The sequence below is a fragment of the Phenylobacterium sp. genome, from assembly GCF_030681155.1.
Classification (GTDB): Bacteria; Pseudomonadota; Alphaproteobacteria; order Caulobacterales; family Caulobacteraceae; genus Phenylobacterium.
This window is the reverse complement of sequence record NZ_JAUXXE010000022.1, coordinates 1-23,994: the sequence shown is the minus strand read 5'-3', so window position 1 is coordinate 23,994 and position 23,994 is coordinate 1. Positions and strand designations below refer to the sequence as shown.

Here is a 23,994-nt window from a genome sequence, read left to right as displayed (position 1 = left end):
GTCCCCAGCGCCATTGATAGCGCGTGGACGCTTGGGCCGTTCCGACAGGTTGAAGACAAGCATCTTGCTCACCCGCAGGACGCGCTCTGCTTCAAAGGCGGGGAGGGGCTGGTGGCCCGGCGCTTCATGGTGGAAGACCGCAGCCAGGTCTCTTTTGTCCACCGCCTGGCCGCAAGCCTTACAGGCGTAGAGATGAGCGCTCTCCAGGGCCGGCTCGCCGCGCAAGCGCTGACCGACATGACCAAATCTGGGATCGAGCACGGTTCGCTCCTCTTGCTGGGCGATTCGACGCTCGGCGAAGCGATATGGTTCCGAGCATGGAGTTTGCGGAGGGTCGCCCGGCGTGGGACGGTGAGTATGGATCTCAAACAAGGTGCGCCATGAAACCGCGAGAGCCAGACATCCTCGCCAACGTCGTCCCGCACAATGTGGAGTTTTGGCGGAGCCAGCCTCTTGTCGAGAAGGTGGAGGTGCTTCGCCGCGACGTCGGCGCGGACGGCTCGAAAGTTGAACTGGCCATCCGGCTCCGACCAGGCGCGGTCGATGAGCCCTTTGAGATGTCGGTTAGGTCGACTCCGCCAGCCCGAGAGGCTGATCTATCACTCGGCGCTGATGGGCTCTGCGAGGCGAGTTGGTTGTGGGATCGGCTCAAGGGCGTGGAGCACAGCATCTACATGGAGGACTTCGGTCCTGAATGGTGGGCCGTTGAGCTCTGGCTCGATCAGCCAGCGCTGCTTCGCTGACAGCCTCGAAAGTCTCGGTCGATGAGATGGCCGCCGCTCCGGGAGGTGCGGCGGCCCAGGTTTCTATATGGGACGTGAACCGCCCAACTCATCGCGAGCCGCATCAACGCCCGAACGAATGACCGACTCGGCCTTCTCGACGAGAGTGGCTTGCCCCTCCGCGGCGAGGCCTTGGCGATCAGCTTCGCCCTTGGCCGCCTCGAAGGCGGCGTGCCCGGAAGCGTTCAGAGCCTGACCCACGTCGGCTAGCTTCTTTTCTCCAGCGTCGACGAGACTGTCGCGGGCGGCGCCGAAGGTTTTGTCTTCCAACGCGGTGGAGGGGAAGGCCGCGCCAAGCGCGACGCCCGCGGCGAGACCTAACGCGCCAAAGATCAAGGGCTCCTGCTGAAGGATGTCCTCGAAGGAGCGTACGGCTTTTCGCCCGGCGGATCCGGCCTGGGCTCCAAGGTCATGGAGGCCTTGGGACGCGTGATCGGCGGCGCCGCTAGCGGCGTCCCTCACGCCCCCGGCGACTTCACCAACCTTCGCCTTCAGGTTCCCGACGGCGTCGGATAGGTCCCCCGTGCCCGTGCCCGTGCTGGTCGCCGGCGCTACGCCAAGGTCTGAGTTTGTCTGATAGACGCTTGCGGCGGTGTCGGTCGCAGAGCGATCGCTCTTTCCCATCATCAACCAGGCCATCCCGGCCCCGATCATGGCCAACGCCATCGGGTTTTCCCGGACCTGTACGCCGAGGTTTCCCATCAACTCACCGGCCCCGCCGCCCTTAAAGGTTCGGCCCAGTTCGTCGATCAGCTGGCCAGGCGTCATCTTGTCTTTTAGCGCCTCCACTGTGCGATCGAGGTCCTCGCGGGCGGCTTCAACTTCGCGTTCGACGTCTTCGGAAGATCGGGTCATGTGACTTGTTCCTTGGCCAGGTGAGCATCCTTCTCGACCTGCCGAATGCTGCGTTCAGGGGTCAGATGGCTCGGCGCTGCGGCCTTGGCGCCGGCTCGAACAAGCACGACGCCGAGGATCGCCACGGCCACGCCGACGATCAGAGAGGCCCATCCAGCTCCGACCAATTTGGCCAGGGCGATGACGACGGCCTGCAACAGGATGAGCAGAGCGGCCATCAGGCAGATGGCCCCGGCCGCCATCTCACCAGACGCCTTGGCCAACTGCCCCGCCTTCTCCGAAACCTCGGTGCGGATGAGCTCCGATTCCTTGCGCAAAAGACTGGTCAGGTCGTTCGATAGGTCGCCGATGAGTTGAGGTAGGGATCTGTTCTCCACATCAGCCACGGTTAGATCTCCCCGTTGAAGGCGGCGCCAGATTGAGGCGCGCCGCTATCGGAGGCCCTCAAGGCTTCTCCAGTCTGCGAGCTGTCGGCCGGCTGCGAACTGCTTTTGCTCTGGCCGTGCTCGGCCGAACTGCGCGCGAAGCGTCCAATCGCTACGCCAGCGAGGATTGCGCCGGCGAACAAGGCCGTGGGATTGGTACGCCCCAGGTCGCGCGCCGCGTGGAGCATGTCCTCGGGGCTTTTGCTGGCAAGGTTGCGCGTGAACGACTGCAGGCCATCGGCTGCTTGGCTCGCGAGTTTGGCGGCGTAGGTCTGATCTTGTCCGCTAAGCTCGTCGCCCGCCTTACGGATCGCGTCGGCGAATACGCTGAGCGCGTCCGTCACCGTTTCGGTCTTGGTCTCGATCTGGCTGGCGACCTCTTCGCGCGTTCGCTCGGCGAAATGCGCGGCCTCGCCGCGCACGGCCGCGCCGGCTTCTCCTAGCTTCTCACGCGCTTGGGCGACCGGACTGGGGGCCGGTTCACGTTCTGGCCCAGATGAGGGGACCCCGCCCAAGCCGCTTTCAGGATAACTCGACATTTGACTGCTCCGATGGGGGAATTCCTAGGCCAAGCCCAGGAACGAGAGGATCACGAGCACGACCACCACAAGTCCGACGAGGTAGATGATGCTATTCATGCGCACGGCTCCAAACTGACGGAGGTCTCAAGCGATAACAGGGGTTTGGGTTCCTAAGGCCAGGCTTCGGAGTTTCTGATTTTTGGCGGAGCGAAAAGGCCCGCTTAGCTGGATCTCCAGAAGCGATCCGCGAGGCGCCGAAAAGCGGCTTTCCGGCCGAGCTGGCTAGCCCGCCTCCACCGGCCCGGCCCCGCCCACCGGCGAGCGGGAGGATAGAGCGGGCGTACTTTGCCGGTCTTGCGGCGCCTCTGATGAAGAGCGCTCGACGGATACTTGATGCGGATAGGGGAAGCTGAGCCCGCGAGCTTCAAAGCGTTCCTTGATGGCCTTGAGCAGGTCGAAGCGGGTGTTCATCCAATCATCGGACGTGGCCCAGCACCGCAAAGTGACGCTAACGGCGCTGTCGGCGAGAGCGGTCACCCTGGCCCATGGCTTCGGCTCAGCGAGTACGCGGCTATCGCCCGCCGCGATCTCGGTCATGAGCGCCAGGGCGAGGTCGAGGTCGTCGTCGTAATCGACGCCAACCGTAAGCTCGATCCGGCGGCGGCCGGCCTCGGTGATGTTGACGATCAGCTCGCCGAAAATCTTGCCGTTGGGCTGGTAGAGGGTGAGCCCATCGTAGTCGAGAAGCTTGGTGTTGAAGAGATCAACGCCCGTGACCACGCCCTGGCGACCATTGAGCTCGACCTTGTCCCCCACCCGGTAGGGACGCTGCAGCAAGATCATGACGCCGGCGGCCACGTTTCCGAGCGTGCCTTGGAGCGCCAGCCCGATCGCGAGAGAGGCGGCCCCCAGCACGGCCAAGACCGATGTCGCCTGCACGCCGAGCTGCTGAAGCACCGCGATCAGGCCGATCGCGACAATGAGATAGCGCACCAAGGCTGCGGTGAATGTTGCGAGCGTTCGGTCGGCGGGGTGGTGACGGTGGATCTTCTCGACCCCGTGCTCGGCGGCGCGAGCAAGGCGCTTGGCCGCCCAAAGGGTGACCGCGAGGATTAGGCCCGCGACCAGCACTCGCACTGAGAAGGCGACGGCGACGGCGGCGAGGTCGCCAAGCATGACCTGGTCGCCCGAGAACGCGAGCGCCAGGGACTCGCTAACAGCGGGGGAGGGGGCGAGGGGTGTCGACATCGTGATGCTCCGACGACGGGCAGACACAACGGCGCAGGCCTCACTTGGTTCGTCCGGCGGCGGGAAGTCTCCCGCCAAGAACGACGGGCCCATAGGCTACGGCCCACCTCAAAAATGGAGTTGTCTAATCGCCTGGAGCGGAACGGCGCGGGTTTGGAAGCCTTCTGAGCGTATGACCCAGCACCCTGTCACCCCGGATGGTCGCTACTTTGTCGTCCGTGGACGTCTGTGGCGGATGGCGAACCCTGAATTGCCCGAAGATCAGCGCCTGACGCTGGTGAAGGGCTTGATGTCTGCGCGGCGCGCGGTTCGGTCGGCGAAGTTGGCTGGCGACCTCGATACTGAAGACCAGGCGCATCGGCAGGTGGATCATTTCAAGCGGGCCCTGGGCGAACGCGGCCCCGTCTGGTGGACGGATGGCGCCGCAGATCTGAACCGCCATATGGCGCGCACAACCCCGTATGCCGATTGGTTCGCAGCACTGACTAAGAGATCTGCGGGGCGTTCCCCTTGCGTTCATGAGCCCGATTGTTGAGGCGACCGCAGTCTTTCCACAGGATCGGCCGTCGCCATGAAGCGTTCAGCCCCGCACACCTTGCAAAGGATCCCCATGCCAGACCCCGAGATTCTCCCAGACCCCAACGAGGACAACCCGCCCAAGCCCGAGCTTCCCGATGAGGCGCCGGACGGGGATATCCCCGAACTGCCTGGTCCTCGCGATCCGTTGGGAAACGACGTCACCGACGGACCAGATGGTCTGGACATCGGTCCCCAATGACCTGACCCCACAGCCGAAAGTCTGCGCGCCGGCGCATGCTCGGGGCCACTTCGGGGCTCAGGCTGACCCTTGGCGTTGAAGCAAAAAGAAACGCCCGGCCGCCCTCGGCAAGCGCATCGAGCGTCAGCGACCCTGCGCGGAACTGACGGGCGCCGGCGCCGTTCGACTGCAACCATGGCGAACCTTTCCACCCCCCAACGCGCCCGCCTCGCCAAGGCTCTGGCGGACGGCGGCGTCAAGCATGTCACCCACCGGGGCGACGCTAAGCTGGGCGGCGGCCGCGAGGATTTCCATCAGCTGGAGCGGCTCTGCATCGATGGATATCTTCGGCTCAGTCGCATCAGAAGCGACCGATACGACCTGAGTGGAGAGCGCGCGTTTGAGTACCAGCTCACCGAGAAGGGCAAGCGCGAGGCCCGGCGTTCTTGAGCTCATTCTTCGAGCGAATTGCGCAGAGGGTCGGGCGTCCGACAGACGACCAATAGAATTCAACGTCCCATAGCTCAGCCAGTCCGTTGCTGGCGCAGTCCCCCAAGAGCCCCCGTCCAGGCCCGATACTGGACGGGGGAGTTGGTTGGAGATGATGGACCGACCTGATCGCAATCAACGCTCTGAAGGTGCGGACGCGGACGCTCGACTGCGACGCGTGCAGAACCGATGTCAGCGAGCGCGAAGTCGCCAACGCCGGGCTGAATCCAAGCTGCGTTATTTGGGCTCGGTGGCGATAGGCTTCGCCGCGATGCTGATCGGGACGCTTTTCATCGTCGACATCGCCGGACGATGACCAGACGAGCCCTGAAAGGGAACGGCAGGTCCCGGCGGTCGTTGAAAGGGCGCCGGCATGAGCCCGTCGGCGGAAGTCCAAAGGTCCCGTCTCGATGAGTGTCCAGGCGGGACCTGCGGGTCACGGAGGACACATGGCGGACGATAAGAATAACCGCGGCGAGCCCGATCGAAGCCGCGTCTCCGGCGAAGAACCCTACGAGGTGAAGTACTTCGCCGAGAAGCACGGTCTGAGCGTCGCCGAAGCCGAGAAGCTGATCCGAGACCACGGAAATGACCGCGCGACCCTGGATGCGGCGGCCGCTCGGCTTCGCTCATCTTAGCGCCCGCTTATAGCTCCGAGGCTCAGGCGTGCGAGGGGGACTCGGCTGCGACCCCGATGGCTATCCAACTGACAGAGACTAGTTTCGGTACTGGTTCGCCAAGCGTCTGCTCTCGCGCTCGGTGACATGGGCGGGATATGCGAGGTGGGTGCTCCAGTGCCTGCCCCGGCACTTTGGACAGAGGTGCTTCACCGAGCGCGCGACATCGGCCACCGGAGTCTGAAATCCTCCGTCGCGTAACTCGTAGAGGCGGCTGATGATCTTGGCGACGTCATAGCCCTTGACCCATCCGCAGATTTCGCAACCCAGCATGAGTACGCATCCGGGAAACCGCCGGGCGTCTTCGAGCTTGGCCTGGCTCAGGTCGATCTTGTGTATCGGAAGGTCAGGGCTCGGCGTCATCGGCGACCTGCGATGATGAAACTTGGTCTAGCGCCCTTAGCAGACGAGGCCGAGGCTTTGGGCCCACGCTCTAGCCTTGCGAGAACGAACCAAGAACATATCGTCGCGCTGCTCGGGGCGCAAGTCGATGCGCCGCCGGCTCAGGCGATAAACAGGAGGTCCTTGTCGACGATGATTTTCAAAGGCCAGCCGGACCGGACCCTCAGGGTCGGCGCTCTTTGCAGGTCGCGCTCGACGACACGTTGACCTGTCTGGCTGGCGCTCGCCGCCACGCCGCCCGCGGCGTCTTGCAGGACGAGGTTATCGGAACTGCGGGCCAGGCTGTTTTGAGCCGCCGCGCCGCCGATGGAAATCAGCGTCGAAAGCCCGATCGCGCGTGCAAGCCTGGGCAGATGGTCGTCCACCTGATCGGCGAGGCCGACCGCGCCGGCCGCGTCGGCGCCGCTCATGGCCCCGATGCTCAAGCTGCGGCCATCGGGGAAGACGATCCGGGTCCAGACCACCAAGGCTCGATCCTGGCCATGGCTCACCTGGCTGTCATAACGCCCGATCAGGCGGGCTCCCTGCGGAATGAGGATGCGCCGGCCGGTCGCGTGATCGAACACCGGCTCGGTGACCTGTGCGATCACCGGCCCCGGCAGATCCGAACTCAGCCCCGTCACCAGGGCCGCTGAGATCAGGGTTCCGGCCTTGATCTCGAAGGCGGACAACGGAGGGGTCACCAGATGCGGCGACAGGTGCTGCTCGGCCGCGGCCCTGGCGATGAAGCGTTCCTTCGCGCTCCGTCCCTCAAGCTCCGGAGCGCTCGCCTCGACCCGCGGCAAGTCCGGCTGCGCAGCCGGCGTCAACGCCGCGACCGGACCGCCAAAGAACAGCGCGGAGGCGTTGGCGGCGCGGACTTCTTCGAGCCGGCGCGTCTGCTCCGGAGCCGGACCTGCGGCGGGCGTGGGCGGCGCCTGCTGCGCCGCCCCTTCGGCGACCGGGGCCTCGACCCTCTCGGCTGAGCGCAGGGCCAGCGGATCGTCATAGGTCGAGGGCAGGCGCCGATCCAGATCGGCGGCCGCCGCGGCGTTCTCCACCTCGGGCGGCGGCGCGGGCTCCGCGGCCGTCTGGGTCTTCGGGCGCAATCCGACCATGAAGCCGAGCCCGACCAGCAGCAACACGCCCCCCAAGGCAAGGGCGATAACCCACGGCCGGTAGCGCGCGATCGGTCGCTGCGGCGCCGCCAGCAGGCCGACGGCGCGAGACTTGGGAGCGCGGTCGCTCATGAGCGCGCTCGGGTGCGCGTGATCCGCACGATGGTCTGCCGCTTTTCGCCCAGCCGCAGCTCGGCGCGCTCGATCAGCCGATCGACCACATAGTGCCCGCCTTGCAGGCGATAGTTCACCAACTCGGCCTGTCCTTCCGCGCCGACAAGGAACAGTGGCGGGGCCTCGGACGTCGCCAGGTCCGGCGGAAAGGCGATGAAGGTCTTGGCGCCGTCGTCGAACGCCCGGAGCGGCAGCCAGCGAGGCGACCTGCCCCTGATCAGGTCGATGCGGTAGTTGAAGTCGAGGTGATCGAGCAGGACCTCGCCGCCGGCCGGCTTGGCCTCCGCGGCGAGGTGAGCCGCGCGCTGGGCGGCGGCCGCCAGGGCCTGTTCCTGTGGATAATTCCAGCTCAGCACGCTGGTGAAGGTGGGGCTGGCGCTGCTCACCGCGTCCAGCAAATAGGTCCGCTGATCGGTCGTCAGCACTATGTTGGTGCGCAGGTCCGGCCGGATGGGCTTGACGAAGATAATGACCTGCTCCCCCGCTCCGGCGCCGGCCTGTGTCTCCCCCAGCACCCAACGAACGGTGTCGCCCGCGGCCTTGGATATCAGCCGCTCGCCCGGCCGCAGGGCGATGGTGGTCAGGAACCGAGGACTGGTCTGGATCGTGTAGATCCGGCCCGGCTCGTAATCATAGTAGATCGCCGAATTGACGTAGGAGCCTGGACTTGGCCAATCGCGCGCCTGGGCGTTGGCGCGATCGATGGTGTCGAGCGCCTGAATGGCGCCGGGGCCGCGGCGGCCCGACGGCCGCGGCTTGGGCGCGGCGGGCGCCGCAATGGTGACCGGCTTGGGAGCAGCTCGCAGCGGAGCGCCCGCGGCTGGCGGCGCCGGGCCAGGCGCGGACGCAGACGCCGGCGCCTGAGCGCGCGTTTGAGATGAAGCCGGCGCGGTCACGCAGAGACCGATCGCCAGGCTGACGGCAAGCAGGCGGCTCACAGTTCGCGGCTCCATTGAAACGAGGTGATGAGAAGGCCGAGCGGGTTGGCGCGCAGCTGTTCCTCGGTGCGCGGCTGGCGCAGGGTGGTGGTGAACAGCCCGGTCCAGCGGGTCGGCGGGCCGGCGACGCCGTGCTCGAACGTCGTCTCGCGCCACTGCACCTGGTAGCTGTCGCCGCCGCGCGGCAGGACCGAGACGATCTCCACCGTCACCGCCTGCTGACCCAGCCGCGCGAAGGGGTCGTTCTCCCGGGCGTGCCGGTTCAACATCGCCTGGGCGTCGCCGCCGACGAAGCCATAAGCCTTGAGCCAGTTCTGCCGCAACACGACCGGATCGGTGCTCTTGGAACGGATCAGCTGGACGAAGTCGGCGACGAAATAGCCCTTCTCAGCGTCGGCGGGCGCGTAGATGCGATCAGCCGCCTCGATCCGCCCTGGCCGGCCATAACGATCGACGGGCACGATATAGGTCGCGATCTTCGTATTCTGCTGGGCGTAGATCAGCCCGCCGATCGCCACCGCCGCCAGGCCCGCGCAGGCGAAGGCCATCATTCGCCAGTTGCGCGCCTGAACGCGCGCCGAGCCTAACCGGTCATCCCAGGCCTGGGCGGCGCGCTGGTAGGGCGTCTCGATTGGCGTTGAATCGCCATAGCGGTCCTGCCGACGCCGGAAGGCGTTGAACATTGGGGCCTCCTCGATGGATCAGGCGCCGTCCTCGCGTGGAGGACCGCCAGGGGGTTTGGGGTTGGTCGGGGCCGCGCCGGACCCGGGGCGAAACGAGGCCCGCGCCTGGGCCACGAGGCTTGCGACTGGGGCGCGGCGATAGCCGGCGACGCCTGGTCCGCCGGCCGGACCCGGCGAGCGGCCGGGCCCGCCGCCGGCGCTGGAGGCGGCCGAACCGGAGGGAGAAGGATTGGAGGCCTGCAAAGCGGCGCTTGCCTTGACGCCGGCGCCGCCCAGTCCGGCCATCCGCCCGGCGAGCGCCACGCCGCCGACCGCGGCGGCCAGACCCGCGGCGCCGGAGACCGCCGAACCGGTGCTCAATTGAGGACCGCCGGTGATCAAGGCCGCGGCGATGCTCGGAATCTTGAGCGCCAGCATGACCATCACCAGAGCCGCGAGCAGCAGGCCGCAGGCCTCCTCCCAGGTGGGATCGGCGGAGACGGTGTAGCTGGTGAACACGCTCTCACCGATCGAAACGATGAGCGCGAGCGCCATCAATTTCAGTCCCGCCGAGACGACGTAGCCGATCGCCCGCTCGGACAGAAAGGCGGTCTGGGTGAGGATTCCGAACGGCACCGTCACGAAGGCGATGAGGGTGACGATGTGAAACTCGATGATCGTGATGGCGATTTCGACCGCCAGGATCAGGAAGGCCAGCATGATGCCGACCGCCGCGATAGCGGCGACCAGGATGGCGTCGAAGTGAGTGAAGAAGCCGGTGCCCAACCCCTCACCCGACAGACGGCCGATGTACTTGAGGAGTTCGAAGGCCACGGACAGGCCGTCGGACACAATCGTCGACGGCGCTTGCATCAGATCGGCGAGACCAAGTCCGCCGCCGCCGGCCTTCAGACCGAGCGCCGCGAACCCATTGACGACGGTCAAGCTCAGGGAACGCCAGCCGGTTATCAGCCACGCAAAGAAGCCGAAGAGTAGGATTTTGCGGATCAATGCGGCGGGCACGTTGTGGCCGTCGTCTAGCGCCCAGAGCAGCGCCGACAGTCCGATACTGATCACCATCAGGGTGGCAAAAACCCCCTGCACATCACCCTGGATCAGCCCGAAACCGCTTCCGACTTAGGTCGTAAATCGGTCCAGGAATTCATCGATCGCGGCGGGAGAGGCCGTGGCCATGCTCAGAGGCTCTCGTCGGTGAAACGGCGCTTTGGCCGGGTGACCTTAGAGTTGCGCTCTCGAGCTTCCTGCGCACGTTCCACCAGGGCCTGCGCCTCGGCGTCACTTATGCGGGTTTCATGAGCCCGCCCGGCATCTGAGGCTGACGGCCCGCAACTGCCGAGCAAGCCGCACAGCGAAACGAAGACCAACCGCAAAATCACTAGAGGGTCTCCTTCGTGAACCGACGGGGCGGGCGGGTCACGACTGAGTTGCGTTGACGATCAGCCTCGGCCTTAGCCACCAGCGCTCTCCTCTCGGCTTCTGCCGTCTCGCCCTGGCGGGCCTGGGTGATGAGCAGGGTCTGGAGCTGCATGAACTGGGTGGAGAGCACGGCCAGGAGCTGGTTGGTGGCCTGGACCGCGGCGGTCTGACCCGCAGCATTCTGGCTGGCCGTGACCGCCGCGCTAACGGCGCCCGCGGTCGCGGGCTGGGCCTGGGCGATCTGGCTCTGCACCTGCATCGCCTCTTGCAGGGTCTGGCGGCTCGCCTGGCTCCAGGCGGCGAGCCGCGCGGCGATGTTGCTCGCCGACATCTTCGATAAGTCATCGGGATACATGGCGGCGAAGGCCTTGGTGAGATCAGCCGCCTGGTAGCCGAGCCCCTGAGCCTGTTGCAGTAGGCCGGTCGCCTCCGAAACGATCTGGCCCAAGGGGCCGGTCACATCGACGCCAAGCCTGGCGATCATCTGGGCCTGTTGGGTCAACTGATCCTTCAGGGCCTGGATCTGCTGCAATCCCTGCGACACCTGCCGTAGAGCCTGGGCCACCGCGGCGGCGTCATAGACCGCCACTTGAGCCTCGACCGGCAAGCCGGACGAGGCGGCGACGAGGGCCATCGCACCGGCGAGCAGGAACTTGCGTCGATCAAAGGCCATTGGATTGATCCTCCACGCCGGCGACCGGGGAGCCTTGAGCCTCCATGGCGGGAAGGCGCGGCTCGAAGAGGCGACGCCCGATCAACGGCCCGATCGAAAGAAGCAGCCCCAGGCCAAGCCATGCGGGGTCCTGCGAAACCTGCGGCGCCAATGCGACGATCAAGACGCCCGGCGACATCGCGCCGACCAAGGTCAGACGCCGCCTCTTGCGGGGCGATACCAACAGGCGCTTGGCCCAGGCGCGCGCTTGACGGGCGGGGCTCACGCCCGAGCCTCGGCGATGTAGTCGGCGACTTCCGGCAATTGCTTGGCGCGGAAAAAACCAGCCGCGAACCCGCTCGGTCCCTCGCTGCGCAACAGCTGGTCCATCAGCGCCTGATCGCCGGGCGAGGCCGAGGCGACAACGGCGAGCGCGACGGGTCCCAGGGCGAGCTCAAAGAGCCGGTCGCCGCCCGCGCTCCGATAGTAGTAGTCGTGCTTGGGCGCCGCGCCGGCGAGGATTTCAATCTGGCGATCGCTGAGCCCGAAGCGACGGTAGAAGTCCGCGATCCGCGGGCTCTGGGCGTCGGGATTGGGCAGGAAGATGGAGGTTGGACATCCCTCTATCAGGGCCGCGGAAATCGAAGACTCGTCGATGTCGGCCAGGCTCTGGGTGGCGAAGACCACGCTGACATTGAGCTTGCGAAGGGTCTTGAGCCACTCGCGGATCTTGCGGGCGAAGGTGGTCGATTCCAGGAACAGCCAGGCTTCATCCAGGATCAGGAGGGTCGGGCGGCCGTCGAACCGACGTTCCAGGTTTCGGAAGAGATAGGTCAGGACCGGCGCGACTGCTCTGGGGCTCGCCATCAGTCGCCCCATCTCAAAGGCCTGCCAGTCTGCGTCGGTCAGGGTGTCCGCGGCGGCGTCGAGCAGGCTTCCATACGGGCCGCCGAGTCCATATGGGGCCAGGGCGGCCTTGACCGCCTGATCCTGGACGGTGGCCGAGAGCATGGTGAGGGTGCGCTGGGCGACAGGGCCGGCGGCGAGGTTGCACAACGCCGACCACAGTTCCTCCTTCACACTGGCGGTGACCGTCAGGTGCTCGGCGTTCAGAAGATCGATGACCCAATCCTGGGCCCAGGCGCGCTGATCGGGACTGTCGATGTCGGCGAGCGGTTGAAAAGCGAGCTCGCTGTGCTCGGCGCCGAGGTCATAGTGACGCCCGCCGACCAGCAAGGTCGGCGCCCGAGCGCTGCGACCCTTGTCGGACATCACCACCTGGGCGTCTGGATATCGCAGCCACTGAAGCGCCAGGGTGTTGATCAGGACCGACTTGCCCGATCCCGTCGGGCCGACAATCATCGTGTGGCCGACATCCCCCTGATGGAGATCGAGCCGGAAAGGCGTCGACCCGCCCGTGCTCGCATGCATCAGCGCCGGCTGAGTCCCGCGATGGCCGCGCTTGGCGCATTCGGTCGAGAGGTGGGCGTTTTCGAGAGGCCCCGGCCAGACCGCCGATAACGGCAGCATGTCGCAAAGGTTCAGGGTGCTGACCAAGGGCCGGCGCAGATCTGCGTAGGCCTGGCCGGGCAATCCTCCGAGCCAGGCTTCGACCGCGTTCACATCCTCGGTCTTGGCCACGAAGCCGGCCCGATTGATCACGGCTTCGGCTTCACGGGCCTTGATCGCCAGCCGATCGGGGTCGGTGTCCATAAGGGTGAGGGTGGGGGTGAAGTAGCCGAGGCTGGCGGCGTCGCCGCCAAGCACCATCAAGGCCGCGTCAGCGTCCTCGGTCTTCACCAGGGCGTCTGGATCCTCCAGCGCCGACAGCTCATGGGTCACCGCTTCCTTCAAGAGCGCCATGACGCCCTTGCGCTTGGCGAACCAGCGCTTGCGCAGCGCTGTCACCGCCCGGCGCGCGTCCTCCTTGTCGAGCGGCAGGAACCGGCAGCTCCAACGATAGGAGGTCCCCAGCAGGTTCAGCTCATCAAGCAGCCCCGGCCAGGAATTTGCGGGATAGGTCCTGATGGAGAGGGTGCGCAGATAGTGGTCGCCCAGCCGGGGATAGAGTCCGCCGTGGAAGTCGTCGTCGGTCAGAAGCGCGTCCAGATAGGCCGGCGTCGACGGCGCTTCGACGCGATGGGGCTTTGTCGAGACACAGGCGTGGAGAAAGCTCAGGGTCTCGGCGTCGTCTAGAAAGTGAACCTCCGCCATCAGGCCGGCCATGATGTCGGCCACGCCCGCCACCGCCGCGGCAAAGTCCTCAAGCGCGGCGCGGTAGAGCGCCTCGGCCCCCCGCCCCGTCGGAAGGTTTTCCACCAGCAGGCTTTCGGCCCGGCCGATCGCGTGCTCGGGCGGAAGATAGGTGAAGGTCAGGTAGTAGCGGCTCTCATGATGGGCGGCGACTCGCTCGAAGACCGATCGGCGTTCCTCATCGACGAGGTGGCTGACGGGATCTGGATAGGCGGCGAGCGGATAGGAGCGGGACGGCGCGCGCGCCGCCTCGAAATGGAGGCACCAGCGCGAGCCCAGGCGGCGCAGAGCGTTGTTGAGCTGTCCTCGCGCGGCGACCAGGCTCGTCTCCGAGGCGCTCGCCAGGTCCGGGCCCCTGTACTCCAGCGTCTGTTGGAAAGAGCCGTCCTTATTCAGGACCACACCGGGGGCGACCATGATCGCCCAGGGCAGATGGTCGAACAACCTCGCCGACCGAGCTCGATACTCCCGCAGGAACAACATGGCGACCGCTCACCCGTTCAAGTACGCAGGCTGGCGCAAATGCCGCGCCAGCACCTGCAGAGCGTAGGGATCGCGCTTGGTCGCCCACAGCGCCGCGCCGTAGAGAGCCGCACCCAGGGGCGCGCCGATCAGAGGGGCCTGCAGTCCAAGGGACAGCACAGCCGTCAGGGTGCCGATGAGTATGACCGCGGTCCGGGGCGCCCCGGCGATGGTTATGGGCTCCGCCAAGGCTCCGTGGAGGGGGATCTCAAATCCGGGAACCGGCATCTAGAAGCCCGCCCCGCCCGTGAACCCGAAAAAGCTCGCCGCGAATGAGGACGCGGTGAACGCGATCGCCAGGCCAAACACTATGCCCAGGCCGCGTCGCACCCACGATCCTCCCTCGGCGAAGGCCACGCCGAGCCCGGTGACAGCGATCGCGATGACCCCGACCGCCTTGGCCACCGGCCCGGTGATGGAATCGGCGATCGTCTGTAGGGGACCATCCCAGGGCATTGCGGTCCCGCCGCCAGCGGCATGAGCCCCGCTGGCCACCGCCGCGAACGCGACGACGAGAATTCCAATCCTCGCCACTGAAGCCGAACGGCCAACCGGCCGCTGATGATGTCCCATCGCCATTGTGATCCCCGATCCCTTGCAGCTGCCTGATGCTGCCCTGGGCGAGAGAGGCCCGACAATTCGGAGGAAACGTCGAGCGAAGAAGTACGGAGCTAGCCCTCTCGGGCGCGGCTCAAATCTCGCCGCGCATCACCGCCTCGGCCACGGCCTGGGCGCGGTTGCGCGCGCCCAGGCGCTTGCACGCATCGCCGATATATTGATCGACGGTGCGCGGTGAAATTCCAAGCGCGCAGCCGATCTGCTGGGAGGTCTTGCCGCTGCGGGCGAGAGAAAGGCTTTCGCGCTGGCGCGGGGTGAGGAGGTTAGCGTTCATCAGCGGCTCCAGGGCCAAATTCAGCGGCCCGCGATCGACGGCCTTTGGCCTTCCGCATCGCCGACCGCCTGCTCAATCGGGCCCCCCGGAGACCGCTAATCTGAGGAGAAAGGAGTCTGACCTCTCCCAAGAATTGCAGCGAACTTCGTGACTTCCTTTTCCGTCATGCCAAGATTGCATGACGGCCTGCTTTGGAATGAGAACCCGTACGACAGGCGCGAGTTTTGAGCTTCTGCTCGCCCCAGCACGCCCACCACCCATGCGAGTGGAACACAACCATCCGTGCTACCTGGCCGTTGAGCAAGACCGCAAAAACCCTACGGGATTAATACAGTACTGCCCCTATCGCCCGGGCGTGCTCGGGCCGCAGTCTCTCTCGACCCTCTGTCTGGACCTACCCGGGCGGCCGGGTCATTCGAACGCATGGACTGCGCGCAGGAGGCGACACGCAAAGCACAGCAAATGTCTGCCTACGAACGTCTATACCGCTGTTGCTCGGTGAATGTTCGGCCGCCGGTCAAGCCGGGTTCCAGATAGACCAGCAGGCCGCGGCCGATGGATTCCGAGCCTGCTCCCCTAGGTCACTCGCTAGCCTCGCGAAGCGCAGCGATCAGTCATGGCGTCTGTTCGTCTATTGGCGCGCCACGCGCCATCTCGTCTGCTCTGGTCTGAAAAGACCGCTAGGCTCGCTCGGCGTTCACGCCGAACGAGCCCGCAGCTGGCGACCGACGGGGACATGCGGTCGCCAGCTGATGGTGTCGATTGTGGCCATAGCCGCCGGGCGATGACGGATTGGCGTGCGTCAGTGGGCGGGCGTAGCGCCGGACTGCAGGGTTTTGACGTGGTCCAGGTGGGCCTGAATCTTCGGCACGGCCTTGGCCGCCCCGGCCTTCAATCCGGCGTCGTCGCCGTTGTCGGCATAGCCCTTCATCAGCGTCAGCGCCTCGCCATGCGCAGCTTCCTGTTGGCCGAGATACACCTTGTCGAAGTCCGCGGCGGGGGTCGCGTTAAGATTGTCGATAAGGCCTTTGCGGCGCTCGTCCAGACCCGTCGGCGCGGTCTTACCGGCGGCCACGATCAACGGCTTCATCTCCGACGACATCGCGGTGTGGTCGAGGACCATCATCTTGCCGAAGTCCTTCACCGCCTTGGTGGGACTCTTGGCCTGCGCGATCTTGCCGGCTTCAATTTCGTACATGTCGCTGATCGCGGCGTTGGTGATGAAGGCGTCGGTCGAAACCTGGCCGACCGTCGCGGCCGAAGTGGCGCCGACGGCGGCGGAGGTCGCGTCTTGGACCGCGTTCACGGCGCTGTTCGAGGTGCCAGGATCGGCGGCCGACGCCGTTTCGTCCTTCTTTTGGCAGGCGGCCAAGGCCAGCACGGCGACGGTCGCGATAAGGGCTGTGCGGATCATTTGGATTTAGCTCCCCAGGTTGAGACCCCTGCGAAACGAGGCGGAGCTTCTGCAGTTCCCCTCTGTCGTCGCAGCCCCTAGGCGATCTGATCCATCTGGCACTGGCGCGGCGCCTTGTCCGGACGAAAGCGAACGAGCTTGGCGCCGTGACGCAGCCGTCCCGCGGACACGTGATCGAAGGACACTTCGACCACCATGTCCGGCTTCAACGGCGTCCATGTGTTGGAGCGCTCGGTGGACCAGCGACTTGGCCCCCCGGGCGCATCCCCGGTGAAACCCGGCCCGCCCGCCAGGTCCTCAAGCCGGCGAGTAAGCTCGCTCTTGTCGACGCCGGCCAAGCCCGATGTGAACCCCACATGGTTCAGTCGCCCCGCGTCGTCGTAGAGCCCCAGCAGCAGCGAGCCGACCAGCTTGTTATCCTTGCCGTAGCGAAAGCCGCCCACGACGCAGTCAGCCGTGCGGCGGCGCTTGACCTTGATCATCGCCCGCTCACCCTCGGCGTAGGGTTCATCGCGCCGCTTTGCGACGATCCCCTCAAGCTTGCCCTCGTCCAGCCATCCTTGAGCGGTCGCCAGATCCTCGGTTCCGGGCGTAAGGCACAGGCCCGGACGGGCGCGACGCTTGACGAACGCCTCAAGCGCCTGGTGACGGCGTCGATGGGGGAGGGCGCGCAGGTCCGCGCCGTCGGGCGCCTGCAGCATGTCGAACACCGCCAGCTGCGCCGGCGTCTCCGCGGACAGTCGCTGGATGCGGCTCTGCGCGGGGTGCAACCGCATTTGCAGGGCCTCGAACGAAAACCTGCCGGCGATCGCTATCAACAGTTCGCCGTCGAGAACAAATTGCGGCTCGCCGATCGCTTCCAGCAAGGCGACCACTTCAGGAAAATACCGTGTGAGCGATTTGCCGGACTTGGCGCGTAAACTCACCTCGCCGCCCTGGCCAAACGCCAGGCAACGAAACCCATCCCACTTGGGTTCAAACCACCAACCCGGGTCGGTAGGCAGTTGGTCGGCGGCGCGGGCTTCCATGGCCTGCGCTGAGATCAAGGGGGTCGGAGGCGTGGCCATGCCTTCGCTGGGGGCGCGGCGCCTAGTCGGCCACGCCGCCTCTGAGCGGGTCCGCGCCGTCGAGCATCCGCAGGTGTTCGCGCTGGCGACGCACGCCCTCGACGATTTCGCTGAACTTTCGCTGGCGTGGGCGCGATGGGCTCTCGGCCCTCTCGTCGTTTCGAGGCGAGGGAGATGAAGCGGTCATTGGGGTCATGGTGTCTCCTTTCGCGGGCAGCTCTGCAGCTGATTTCAGAGCAAAGCGCGGAAACGGCCGGCCGGTTCCGCGCCCTGAGTGGCGCTCGGCGATACGGTGAGCGGTCCGGCTGGCGCGCGGTCTGTAGGCATGGGCCGCGGCCCGTTTCTGGCGTCCATCCGACCAGGTTTCGGTCGGAACTCCGACATTGAAACCCGCTGTTGGGCGGCACGTTGGGCGTGGGCAATGGAGGCCAAGTGATGACCCAAGCTAGCGACCAGGCGACCCAGATCTATACGGCGCCCGCCATCTGCGATCCCGTTGGACTTCACCAGGACCTGGCGCAGTGGAACCATCGCCGCCTGGCGCCTTCAGCTCCGAGCCCCAATTGGGAGGCGGACTTGAGGGAAGACGCCCGCATGCGCTGGCTCGAGGGCGTCTGGGTGGAAAATCTTCGTGAACAGGTCGCCGCCGAGGTGGCCGCCGCGCCTTCCGACGTCGAGGGGTTCATCGCTTGGTTCGAGGCTCTCAAGCAGGCCGGGCCAGGCCAGGGCGATCCGCTGTTCGACTGGTTGGCCACTCAGGCCCAGCTTGAGGACATGAAGTGGTTCCTGACTCAGGAAGCCGCCGGCGAGGCCGGTTTCGACGATCTCGTGGCCCTGGCGCAGGTCAAGGCGCCGACCACCGCTAAGCTGGAACTGGCCCGCAACTACTGGGACGAGATGGGCCGGGGAAACGAAGGCGGGATGCACGGTCCGATGCTTGATCGCGCCGTGCAGGCGCTTGAGCTCACCCCGACGATCGAAGGCACCGTCTGGCAGTCGCTGGCGCTGGCGAACACCCTGACCGCCTTCTCCACGACGCGCCGCTACGCCTGGCACGCTATTGGCGCGCTTGGGGTTGTCGAACTGACCGCCCCGACGCGGGTGTCGCGCGTGGCGCAAGGACTGAAGCGCCTGCAGACGCCTGTGGCCGTTCGCAAGTACTTCGAGCTGCACGCGGCCCTCGACGTCAAACACGCCGAGGACTGGATCGCCAATGTCCTGCGCCCGCTGGTCGCCGAAGACCCTTCGCGCGCGCGCTTCCTGGCCGAGGGCGCCTTGATCCGACTGAACTGCGGACTTCAGTGCTTCGAAGCCTATCGCTCGCACCTGTGGGCCGCCGCGCCGTTCAGAATGGCGGCGGAATAGGTTCGGGCAAGCGCCGCAGATCTGTCGAATTCCACCCACCAGCAGAGAAATTTTCATGGCGAAAGCTGCACAGGCCAAGACCAAGACCCGCGCGCCCAAGGCGAGCGGCCAGGACGCAATCGCCCTCCTGGAGGCCGACCACCGCGAGGTGGAACGCCTTTTCGAAGCTTATGAGGGCCTCTCGAACGACGCTGACAAGAAAGCGCTCGCCGCTCAGATCTGCCTGGCCCTGAAGGTGCACGCTCAGATCGAGGAAGAGATCTTCTATCCGCAGGCGCGCGCCAAGACCGGCGACACCGATCTGCTCGATGAGGCGCTCGTCGAGCATATGGGCGCCAAGACCCTGATTGTGCAGATCGAGGCGATGGCTCCAGGCCAGCCTCTCTACGACGCGCGGGTGACGGTGCTGGGCGAGCAAGTCCGCCACCACGTGGAGGAGGAGGAGGGGGTGCTCTTCCCCAAGGTGCGCGACGCCAAGATCAACCTCGATGAGATCGGCGCGAAGCTGGCCGCACGGAAGGCCGAGCTTCTCAAGCAGCTCTCGCCTGGCGACGCCTAGCCAGGCCCAAGACCTTTTCCAATTTCCTCACGCCCCCGGAGCCGAAATGGCCAAGTCCCCGACCGCCGCCGTTCCAGAGACATCTCAACCCGCCGACCCGAAAGCCGCCCGGCTGAAGACCGAGGGCCAAACACCCGCGACGCAGGCCGCCATCCCGGCGGGCGACGGCGGGGAATTGCATCAACAGGCCCAGTCAGCAAACGAACAGCTCACCACAAATCAGGGCGTGCCGATCAGCGACAATCAGAACTCGCTGAAGGCCGGCGCCCGCGGGCCGGTTTTGCTGCAGGACTTCATCCTGCGTGAAAAGATCATGCACTTCGACCATGAGCGCATTCCCGAGCGCGTGGTCCATGCGCGAGGCTCGGCCGCTCACGGGTTCTTCGAATGCCTGGAGTCCTGCGCCGACATCACCAGCGCGGCCTTCCTGCAGCGGGTCGGCGAGCGAACGCCGGTGTTCACCCGGTTTTCGACGGTCGCGGGCAATAAGGGATCATTCGATGTGGCCCGCGACGTGCGGGGCTTTGCGGTGAAATTCTACACTCAGGAAGGCAATTTCGATCTCGTCGGCAACAACATCCCGGTGTTCTTCATCCAGGACGCCATCAAGTTTCCAGACCTGATCCACGCCGCCAAGCAGGATCCCGACCGGGAGTTCCCCCAGGCGCAGACCGCCCACGACACGTTCTGGGACTACATCTCTCTCACGCCGGAAAGCCTGCACATGATCATGTGGATCATGTCCGATCGAGCGATCCCGCGGAGCTATCGGATGATGGAGGGCTTCGGCGTCCACACCTTCCGCCTGGTGAACGCCGACGGCGCCTCCACCTTCGTGAAGTTCCACTGGCGACCTAAGCTCGGCATGCAGTCGGTTGTTTGGGACGAGGCGGTCAAGATCAACGGCGCCGATCCCGACTTTCACCGTCGCGACCTTTGGGAAGCCATCGAAGGCGGGGATTTCCCGGAGTGGGAGTTCTGCCTGCAGACCTTCACCCAGGAGCAGGCCGACAGCTTCGACTTCGACGTGCTCGACCCGACCAAGGTCATTCCCGAAGAGATCATCCCTCTGCGGGTCGTCGGCCGGATGGTGCTCGATCGCAACCCCGACAATTTCTTCGCTGAGACTGAGCAGGTTGCGTTCTGCGCCGCCAACGTGGTCCCAGGCATCGACTTCACCAATGATCCCCTGCTTCAGGGACGGCTCTTCTCCTATCTGGACACCCAGCTAAAGCGCCTGGGCGGGCCTAACTTCCATCAGATCCCGATCAACCAGCCCAAGTGCCCGTTCCACAATCTCCAACGCGACGGCCACATGCAGATGGGCGTCCCGAAGGGGCAGGTGAACTACGAGCCTTCCAGCCTTGGCGCCGACATCGCCCGCGAGTCCGCCGAAAACGGCTATCGAACCTTCCCCGCCAGCGAGGCCGGAGAGCAGCTGCGGGTGAGGCCCGAGAGCTTCGCCGACCACTACACCCAAGCGCGCATGTTCCTCGCCAGCCAGACCGCGCCCGAGCAGAACCACATTGTCTCGGCCCTGGTCTTCGAGCTTTCCAAGTGCATCAATCCTCCGGTGCGCGAGGCGATGTTGGCCAGGCTCGTGCATGTCGACGAAAACCTCGCGCTCCGCGTCGCCGCCGGCCTGGGGATGCGCAAGGCGATCGTGCCGGCCGTGGCGCCGGTCGAGGCCCGGCAGATGGAGCCTTCGCCGATGCTCAGCATCCTGGCGAAGGCCGTGGCGACCTTGCAGGGCCGCAAGATCGGCTGCCTTGTCAGCGACGGTTGCGACGGAGAGCTGATTGGGAAGCTACAGGCCGCGGTGACCGCCGCGGGCGCTAAATTCCAGATCATCGCGCCGACGGTCGGCGGCGTCGTCACCTCCGCGGGCGAGCTGCTCGCCGCCGATCATAAGATCGAGGGCGGTCCTTCGGTCCTGTTCGACGCGGTTGTGCTGGCCCCGTCTCTCGAAGGGGCGGCGGCGCTCACGCTCTCGGCCGAAGCGGTCAATTTCCTTCGGGATGCGTACGGACACCTGAAGGTGATCGGCTACCTGCCGACCATCGGTCCGATGCTGGTCAAGGCCGGGATAGACGCCAACCCCGACAATGACCGCGGCCTGATCTCGTTCGAGACAGCTTCGATCGACGCCTTCATCGCTCAAGCCGCGGACGGGCGGATCTGGGAACGCGAGGCTTGGGTGCGCCTGACGCCGTAGGTGGCGCCAGGCCCAGGCCAACCCAGGAGGCAGTCCCCCAGGAGCAATCATGTCCATACTCGACAGGGCCATCGCGGCCATCAGCCCGCCGGTCACCGATGAGAAGCGCGCTGAAGCTCATGCCAGAGCGCGTGAGGCGGCCGAGCCGGGCGACTGGCTCTCCCTGGTTCTCGACCACCACGAAGGCATCGACGCCGCGTTCGCCGCGGTGAAAGCCGCCTCCACGGTCGAGGACCGCCGGAAGGCGGAGAAGACGCTCGGCACGCTGCTCACCGGCCACTCCATGGCCGAGGAGGCGGTGATCTATCCGGCCCTGGCCCAGACAGGAGAACAAGGCCACGCCAACACCGCCTACAGCGAACAAGCCGCGGCCAAAATGCAGATGGCGGCGCTCGAGCTGATGGACGCGATGAGCCAGGACTATATCGACAAGCTGGGTCACCTGGAGGGCGCGGTGAAGACCCACGTGTTCCAGGAAGAGAGCGACTGGTTTCTCGCCATGAAAAAGGACGCCCCGGCCGATGCTCAATCGCGTGCGACCGCGCGCTACCGCGAGGAGTACGCCCGTTACATCGACGGAAATGCGCAGCAGCCTTCCGCGGGCGCGCGCCAGTCCGCTGTCTGAGACGCCCGGCGCTGTTGAGGCGCGGAGCGGCTTGGCGAGGCTTCCCGTCTCCTTGGCTTAGGCGACGGAGAGGCCGGCCCAGTACGAGTTGTGAGAAATCTCGGGGTGAGAGAACCCCAAAAAAAGAGGGCCGGGGAATCCGGCCCTCTTTGCGCGATAGGTGCGCCAGCTACGGTTGTTGGCGGCCCGGATCTGCCTGTCCACGCCCACCGTTGTCCGTCGGACTGGTGTCGTTCGGATCGGGCGTACGACCATCGCCATCAGTATCAATCCGCTCGCCCTCGCCGCCGTTGTTGGCGTCTCTCGGCTCGCCTTGCTGATTTTGCTGATTTTGGGCGTTCTGCTGCGGATTATTTTGCTGTTGATCCTGCGCACGATCACTTTCGCCGCCAGTATTGGTGTTCTCGGTCATCATGTTCTCCACTCAGGTTTGGTTACCCTGAAAAACGCCAACTCGACCGCGCCGTTCCTGCGGTAAAGGTTTATTTATTCAAATGGCTAAGCCGGATCCTTCTCACAGAATCCGCGTTGGAATCCGTCGATCCTTCGGCGGCGGCGAGCCGATCGCGAATGCGGTTCGGCGAATGTGATTACTTGCGCCATACTTTGGCACTCACGGAATACTGATCGTCATGCGCCGCGCCTATCGGACGGCCAACCGGCCCTGCTGCCCACAGCCAACGCCTGGGTATAGACAGTCGAAGGATCGAGGTGCCTCGCCCGCGCGAACAAGCTCGCTGCAATCAAGGTCGGCGACGCGACTTGGAAGCCGGATCCTCGGAAATCTCCTCTTAGCAACGCGGCGAGCTCCGTCGGAAGGCACAACCTATCCACAGGTTGAATCCCGCACCTTCAGATGGCATTGTGCGCGGCGATCGCGGCTCTCGGGGGAGGGCGGATCGGCCGCCGCCTTACAAGCCAAAATAGTATCGAAGCATTGTGAGCTTGCTTATGGATTCCCCCGGCGCACCCAACAAATTCGACGCCGAGATTGGAGCGCGTGTTCGTGCGCTCCGCGAGATGCAACAGATCTCGCAGGATGACCTCGGCTCGGCGCTTGGCGTGAGCAGCGAGAACATTCAGCGATATGAGAGCGGCGCGACCTGCATCTCCGGCTCCTGCTTGATCGCCCTGGCCAAGACGCTCGGCGTGAGGCTTTCGCTCATTCTTGGAGGCGCGAAAGACCCCCTCGAAGTGGAGCTTATCGATGCAATTGGAGGTCCGTCACGGCAAGCGACCGGCGTCGCCATGGCCTTTGATCGCATCGCAGATCCGGCCATTCGCGACGATATCGCGCGATTGATTGAGACGCTTGGCGCGCCCGGTCGCGCCGCGCGAAGGTTCACCGCCTCAATGTCGCCGGAGCCGATGAACGGCTGACGATCGCCAGGACGTGGCGGAGAGCCGGCGCGATGCCCTGCGCCTCGGCGACGATCCGGATCAGACCGGCGAACTGGCGATGGTTGTACAGGAAATCACGCGGCATCCTGGGCTCCGACCTCGGCCCCAACCTCAGCAAGCGCGCGGGCGAAGAACTTCTTGGCCCGCTCTGAGCCGTAGGACTGGGCGGCCTTTTTTACGCGCGCCCGGTCACCGGCGGCCAGTCGCGCCTTGAGGCGCTCGAGCACGTCTTTGGCGCTTTCGCCCAGCTGATCGAGGTTGTTGACCAGGTCGACCATTAGAAACTCAGCCGTGAGCTTCTTGGGGAAGGCGGGCTTCATGCGAAAATCGTAGGTGCGGCCGCCGAGTGTGAATTTGCCGTGGCGCTTGTGGTTATAGACCACGGTCTTGTTGTGCAGCTGGGTCGTGCCAACCCCAAGGGCATTGTAGGCGTTGGGCGACGCCAGCAGGAACGGGCCGCCCTTGAGGAAGGTCGACACAAGGGTGTCGTCCTCAGGCGGGGCCTTCCCAAACGCCGTCTGTTTGGGCGCATAGTAGAGGCCGCCGGCCAGCTTGGTCAGCACGC

31 protein-coding genes are annotated in these 23,994 nt (G+C 65.5%); 11 read left to right on the top strand and 20 right to left on the bottom strand.

The window, feature by feature from the left end; all coding sequences use genetic code 11:
• The first annotated feature begins 111 nt into the window (after window positions 1–111).
• Together Q8M13_RS05160 and Q8M13_RS05155 are read left to right on the top strand one after the other, a co-directional pair.
• Window positions 112–384 (top strand): hypothetical protein, encoded by a 273-nt coding sequence (locus Q8M13_RS05160; protein ID WP_305298646.1) that lies wholly within the window; start codon window positions 112–114, stop codon window positions 382–384.
• Complete coding sequence (locus Q8M13_RS05155; RefSeq protein ID WP_305298644.1) at window positions 381–743, top strand: hypothetical protein; 363 nt, start codon at window positions 381–383, stop codon at window positions 741–743. Before Q8M13_RS05160 ends, Q8M13_RS05155 begins: the two co-directional genes overlap by 4 nt.
• 63 nt (window positions 744–806) lie before the next feature.
• Here Q8M13_RS05155 and Q8M13_RS05150 read toward each other — a convergent pair whose 3' ends face one another.
• The 4 genes from Q8M13_RS05150 to Q8M13_RS05135 form a co-directional block, all read right to left on the bottom strand.
• On the bottom strand, window positions 807–1,637 hold the full coding sequence (locus tag Q8M13_RS05150; RefSeq protein ID WP_305298642.1) for a DUF3618 domain-containing protein: 831 nt from the start codon (window positions 1,635–1,637) through the stop codon (window positions 807–809).
• On the bottom strand, window positions 1,634–2,023 hold the full coding sequence (locus tag Q8M13_RS05145; RefSeq protein ID WP_305298641.1) for a phage holin family protein: 390 nt from the start codon (window positions 2,021–2,023) through the stop codon (window positions 1,634–1,636). Before Q8M13_RS05145 ends, Q8M13_RS05150 begins: the two co-directional genes overlap by 4 nt.
• A 2-nt stretch (window positions 2,024–2,025) precedes the next feature.
• Entirely contained in the window at window positions 2,026–2,601 is a 576-nt protein-coding gene (locus Q8M13_RS05140; protein WP_305298639.1) for a hypothetical protein, read from the bottom strand.
• A gap of 264 nt (window positions 2,602–2,865) precedes the next feature.
• A complete protein-coding gene (locus tag Q8M13_RS05135) occupies window positions 2,866–3,831 on the bottom strand; it encodes a mechanosensitive ion channel family protein (protein ID WP_305298638.1) in 966 nt (321 codons plus the stop codon).
• 172 nt (window positions 3,832–4,003) lie between these two features.
• On the opposite strand from Q8M13_RS05135, the gene Q8M13_RS05130 reads away from it, so the two are divergent.
• The 4 genes from Q8M13_RS05130 to Q8M13_RS05115 all read left to right on the top strand — a co-directional run bounded on the left by Q8M13_RS05130 (window position 4,004) and on the right by Q8M13_RS05115 (window position 5,715).
• Entirely contained in the window at window positions 4,004–4,366 is a 363-nt protein-coding gene (locus Q8M13_RS05130; RefSeq protein WP_305298637.1) for a hypothetical protein, read from the top strand.
• A gap of 36 nt (window positions 4,367–4,402) precedes the next feature.
• Window positions 4,403–4,609 carry a hypothetical protein gene (locus tag Q8M13_RS05125; protein WP_305298636.1) on the top strand — a complete coding sequence of 69 codons (207 nt, stop codon included), beginning with the start codon at window positions 4,403–4,405 and terminating at the stop codon, window positions 4,607–4,609.
• A gap of 174 nt (window positions 4,610–4,783) precedes the next feature.
• Window positions 4,784–5,038, top strand: coding sequence for a hypothetical protein (locus Q8M13_RS05120; protein ID WP_305298634.1), 255 nt, complete (start codon window positions 4,784–4,786; stop codon window positions 5,036–5,038).
• Between the two features lie 488 nt (window positions 5,039–5,526).
• Window positions 5,527–5,715, top strand: coding sequence for a DUF3606 domain-containing protein (locus tag Q8M13_RS05115; protein WP_305298633.1), 189 nt, complete (start codon window positions 5,527–5,529; stop codon window positions 5,713–5,715).
• Window positions 5,716–5,793: 78 nt separating this feature from the next.
• Here Q8M13_RS05115 and Q8M13_RS05110 read toward each other — a convergent pair whose 3' ends face one another.
• The 14 genes from Q8M13_RS05110 to Q8M13_RS05045 form a co-directional block, all read right to left on the bottom strand.
• Window positions 5,794–6,117, bottom strand: a complete 324-nt coding sequence (locus Q8M13_RS05110; protein ID WP_305298631.1) for a hypothetical protein — start codon at window positions 6,115–6,117, stop codon at window positions 5,794–5,796.
• Window positions 6,118–6,257: 140 nt separating this feature from the next.
• Entirely contained in the window at window positions 6,258–7,385 is a 1,128-nt protein-coding gene (locus Q8M13_RS05105) for a TrbI/VirB10 family protein (RefSeq protein WP_305298630.1), read from the bottom strand.
• A complete protein-coding gene (gene trbG / locus Q8M13_RS05100) occupies window positions 7,382–8,365 on the bottom strand; it encodes a P-type conjugative transfer protein TrbG (RefSeq protein ID WP_305298628.1) in 984 nt (327 codons plus the stop codon). The genes Q8M13_RS05105 and trbG overlap by 4 nt, the downstream gene beginning before the upstream one ends.
• Window positions 8,362–9,048, bottom strand: a complete 687-nt coding sequence (gene trbF / locus Q8M13_RS05095) for a conjugal transfer protein TrbF (RefSeq protein ID WP_305298627.1) — start codon at window positions 9,046–9,048, stop codon at window positions 8,362–8,364. The genes trbG and trbF overlap by 4 nt, the downstream gene beginning before the upstream one ends.
• Before the next feature lie 18 nt (window positions 9,049–9,066).
• Window positions 9,067–10,143: a P-type conjugative transfer protein TrbL gene (gene trbL / locus Q8M13_RS05090; protein ID WP_305298707.1), complete on the bottom strand. Its 1,077-nt coding sequence runs from the start codon at window positions 10,141–10,143 to the stop codon at window positions 9,067–9,069.
• A 280-nt stretch (window positions 10,144–10,423) separates the two neighbouring features.
• Entirely contained in the window at window positions 10,424–11,137 is a 714-nt protein-coding gene (locus Q8M13_RS05085; RefSeq protein WP_305298626.1) for a conjugal transfer protein TrbJ, read from the bottom strand.
• Window positions 11,127–11,402, bottom strand: coding sequence for a hypothetical protein (locus Q8M13_RS05080; protein WP_305298625.1), 276 nt, complete (start codon window positions 11,400–11,402; stop codon window positions 11,127–11,129). Before Q8M13_RS05080 ends, Q8M13_RS05085 begins: the two co-directional genes overlap by 11 nt.
• Window positions 11,399–13,852 carry a conjugal transfer protein TrbE gene (gene trbE / locus Q8M13_RS05075; protein WP_305298624.1) on the bottom strand — a complete coding sequence of 818 codons (2,454 nt, stop codon included), beginning with the start codon at window positions 13,850–13,852 and terminating at the stop codon, window positions 11,399–11,401. Before trbE ends, Q8M13_RS05080 begins: the two co-directional genes overlap by 4 nt.
• A gap of 9 nt (window positions 13,853–13,861) precedes the next feature.
• Window positions 13,862–14,119: a VirB3 family type IV secretion system protein gene (locus tag Q8M13_RS05070; protein WP_305298623.1), complete on the bottom strand. Its 258-nt coding sequence runs from the start codon at window positions 14,117–14,119 to the stop codon at window positions 13,862–13,864.
• Window positions 14,120–14,470, bottom strand: coding sequence for a TrbC/VirB2 family protein (locus tag Q8M13_RS05065; RefSeq protein WP_305298621.1), 351 nt, complete (start codon window positions 14,468–14,470; stop codon window positions 14,120–14,122).
• 112 nt (window positions 14,471–14,582) lie between these two features.
• Window positions 14,583–14,783, bottom strand: coding sequence for a helix-turn-helix transcriptional regulator (locus Q8M13_RS05060; protein ID WP_305298620.1), 201 nt, complete (start codon window positions 14,781–14,783; stop codon window positions 14,583–14,585).
• A gap of 802 nt (window positions 14,784–15,585) precedes the next feature.
• Window positions 15,586–16,197, bottom strand: coding sequence for a DUF4142 domain-containing protein (locus tag Q8M13_RS05055; RefSeq protein ID WP_305298618.1), 612 nt, complete (start codon window positions 16,195–16,197; stop codon window positions 15,586–15,588).
• Window positions 16,198–16,274: 77 nt separating this feature from the next.
• Window positions 16,275–17,264 carry an ATP-dependent DNA ligase gene (locus Q8M13_RS05050; RefSeq protein ID WP_305298617.1) on the bottom strand — a complete coding sequence of 330 codons (990 nt, stop codon included), beginning with the start codon at window positions 17,262–17,264 and terminating at the stop codon, window positions 16,275–16,277.
• A gap of 22 nt (window positions 17,265–17,286) precedes the next feature.
• The gene (locus Q8M13_RS05045) at window positions 17,287–17,460 is read right to left on the bottom strand and encodes a hypothetical protein (RefSeq protein ID WP_305298616.1); all 174 of its coding nucleotides are present in this window, start codon (window positions 17,458–17,460) and stop codon (window positions 17,287–17,289) included.
• Window positions 17,461–17,699: 239 nt separating this feature from the next.
• Here Q8M13_RS05045 and Q8M13_RS05040 point away from each other — a divergent pair, with 239 nt between their 5' ends.
• The 4 genes from Q8M13_RS05040 to Q8M13_RS05025 are packed head-to-tail and all read left to right on the top strand — an operon-like array spanning window position 17,700 to window position 22,028.
• Window positions 17,700–18,629, top strand: a complete 930-nt coding sequence (locus Q8M13_RS05040; protein WP_305298615.1) for an iron-containing redox enzyme family protein — start codon at window positions 17,700–17,702, stop codon at window positions 18,627–18,629.
• 55 nt (window positions 18,630–18,684) lie between these two features.
• Window positions 18,685–19,188 (top strand): hemerythrin domain-containing protein, encoded by a 504-nt coding sequence (locus Q8M13_RS05035; protein WP_305298613.1) that lies wholly within the window; start codon window positions 18,685–18,687, stop codon window positions 19,186–19,188.
• A gap of 46 nt (window positions 19,189–19,234) precedes the next feature.
• A complete protein-coding gene (locus Q8M13_RS05030; RefSeq protein WP_305298612.1) occupies window positions 19,235–21,403 on the top strand; it encodes a catalase in 2,169 nt (722 codons plus the stop codon).
• Between the two features lie 49 nt (window positions 21,404–21,452).
• On the top strand, window positions 21,453–22,028 hold the full coding sequence (locus Q8M13_RS05025) for a hemerythrin domain-containing protein (protein ID WP_305298610.1): 576 nt from the start codon (window positions 21,453–21,455) through the stop codon (window positions 22,026–22,028).
• A 169-nt stretch (window positions 22,029–22,197) separates the two neighbouring features.
• Here Q8M13_RS05025 and Q8M13_RS05020 read toward each other — a convergent pair whose 3' ends face one another.
• On the bottom strand, window positions 22,198–22,440 hold the full coding sequence (locus Q8M13_RS05020) for a hypothetical protein (RefSeq protein WP_305298609.1): 243 nt from the start codon (window positions 22,438–22,440) through the stop codon (window positions 22,198–22,200).
• Window positions 22,441–22,979: 539 nt separating this feature from the next.
• Between Q8M13_RS05020 and Q8M13_RS05015 the strand changes: the two genes are divergently transcribed.
• A complete protein-coding gene (locus tag Q8M13_RS05015; RefSeq protein ID WP_305298608.1) occupies window positions 22,980–23,408 on the top strand; it encodes a helix-turn-helix domain-containing protein in 429 nt (142 codons plus the stop codon).
• Between the two features lie 95 nt (window positions 23,409–23,503).
• Here the strand turns inward: Q8M13_RS05015 and Q8M13_RS05010 are convergent.
• Window positions 23,504–23,994, bottom strand: a 491-nt coding sequence (locus Q8M13_RS05010; protein WP_305298606.1) for a hypothetical protein, incomplete at its 5' end; no start/stop codon positions are given.

Bases quoted from the DNA above. Each gene is read 5' to 3' on its own strand.
- Q8M13_RS05105 (WP_305298630.1), bottom strand. From the start codon at position 7,385: ATGAGCGACCGCGCTCCCAAGTCTCGCGCCGTCGGCCTGCTGGCGGCG.
- Q8M13_RS05055 (WP_305298618.1), bottom strand. From the start codon at position 16,197: ATGATCCGCACAGCCCTTATCGCGACCGTCGCCGTGCTGGCCTTGGCC.
- Q8M13_RS05130 (WP_305298637.1), top strand. From the start codon at position 4,004: ATGACCCAGCACCCTGTCACCCCGGATGGTCGCTACTTTGTCGTCCGT.
- Q8M13_RS05015 (WP_305298608.1), top strand. From the start codon at position 22,980: ATGGATTCCCCCGGCGCACCCAACAAATTCGACGCCGAGATTGGAGCG.
- Q8M13_RS05045 (WP_305298616.1), bottom strand. From the start codon at position 17,460: ATGACCCCAATGACCGCTTCATCTCCCTCGCCTCGAAACGACGAGAGG.
- Q8M13_RS05120 (WP_305298634.1), top strand. From the start codon at position 4,784: ATGGCGAACCTTTCCACCCCCCAACGCGCCCGCCTCGCCAAGGCTCTG.
- Q8M13_RS05135 (WP_305298638.1), bottom strand. From the start codon at position 3,831: ATGTCGACACCCCTCGCCCCCTCCCCCGCTGTTAGCGAGTCCCTGGCG.
- Q8M13_RS05150 (WP_305298642.1), bottom strand. From the start codon at position 1,637: ATGACCCGATCTTCCGAAGACGTCGAACGCGAAGTTGAAGCCGCCCGC.
- Q8M13_RS05035 (WP_305298613.1), top strand. From the start codon at position 18,685: ATGGCGAAAGCTGCACAGGCCAAGACCAAGACCCGCGCGCCCAAGGCG.
- Q8M13_RS05125 (WP_305298636.1), top strand. From the start codon at position 4,403: ATGAAGCGTTCAGCCCCGCACACCTTGCAAAGGATCCCCATGCCAGAC.
- Q8M13_RS05110 (WP_305298631.1), bottom strand. From the start codon at position 6,117: ATGACGCCGAGCCCTGACCTTCCGATACACAAGATCGACCTGAGCCAG.
- trbF (WP_305298627.1), bottom strand. From the start codon at position 9,048: ATGTTCAACGCCTTCCGGCGTCGGCAGGACCGCTATGGCGATTCAACG.
- trbE (WP_305298624.1), bottom strand. From the start codon at position 13,852: ATGTTGTTCCTGCGGGAGTATCGAGCTCGGTCGGCGAGGTTGTTCGAC.
- Q8M13_RS05070 (WP_305298623.1), bottom strand. From the start codon at position 14,119: ATGCCGGTTCCCGGATTTGAGATCCCCCTCCACGGAGCCTTGGCGGAG.
- Q8M13_RS05140 (WP_305298639.1), bottom strand. From the start codon at position 2,601: ATGTCGAGTTATCCTGAAAGCGGCTTGGGCGGGGTCCCCTCATCTGGG.
- Q8M13_RS05025 (WP_305298610.1), top strand. From the start codon at position 21,453: ATGTCCATACTCGACAGGGCCATCGCGGCCATCAGCCCGCCGGTCACC.
- Q8M13_RS05060 (WP_305298620.1), bottom strand. From the start codon at position 14,783: ATGAACGCTAACCTCCTCACCCCGCGCCAGCGCGAAAGCCTTTCTCTC.
- Q8M13_RS05050 (WP_305298617.1), bottom strand. From the start codon at position 17,264: ATGGCCACGCCTCCGACCCCCTTGATCTCAGCGCAGGCCATGGAAGCC.
- Q8M13_RS05155 (WP_305298644.1), top strand. From the start codon at position 381: ATGAAACCGCGAGAGCCAGACATCCTCGCCAACGTCGTCCCGCACAAT.
- Q8M13_RS05040 (WP_305298615.1), top strand. From the start codon at position 17,700: ATGACCCAAGCTAGCGACCAGGCGACCCAGATCTATACGGCGCCCGCC.
- Q8M13_RS05065 (WP_305298621.1), bottom strand. From the start codon at position 14,470: ATGGCGATGGGACATCATCAGCGGCCGGTTGGCCGTTCGGCTTCAGTG.
- Q8M13_RS05020 (WP_305298609.1), bottom strand. From the start codon at position 22,440: ATGACCGAGAACACCAATACTGGCGGCGAAAGTGATCGTGCGCAGGAT.
- Q8M13_RS05030 (WP_305298612.1), top strand. From the start codon at position 19,235: ATGGCCAAGTCCCCGACCGCCGCCGTTCCAGAGACATCTCAACCCGCC.
- Q8M13_RS05115 (WP_305298633.1), top strand. From the start codon at position 5,527: ATGGCGGACGATAAGAATAACCGCGGCGAGCCCGATCGAAGCCGCGTC.
- Q8M13_RS05085 (WP_305298626.1), bottom strand. From the start codon at position 11,137: ATGGCCTTTGATCGACGCAAGTTCCTGCTCGCCGGTGCGATGGCCCTC.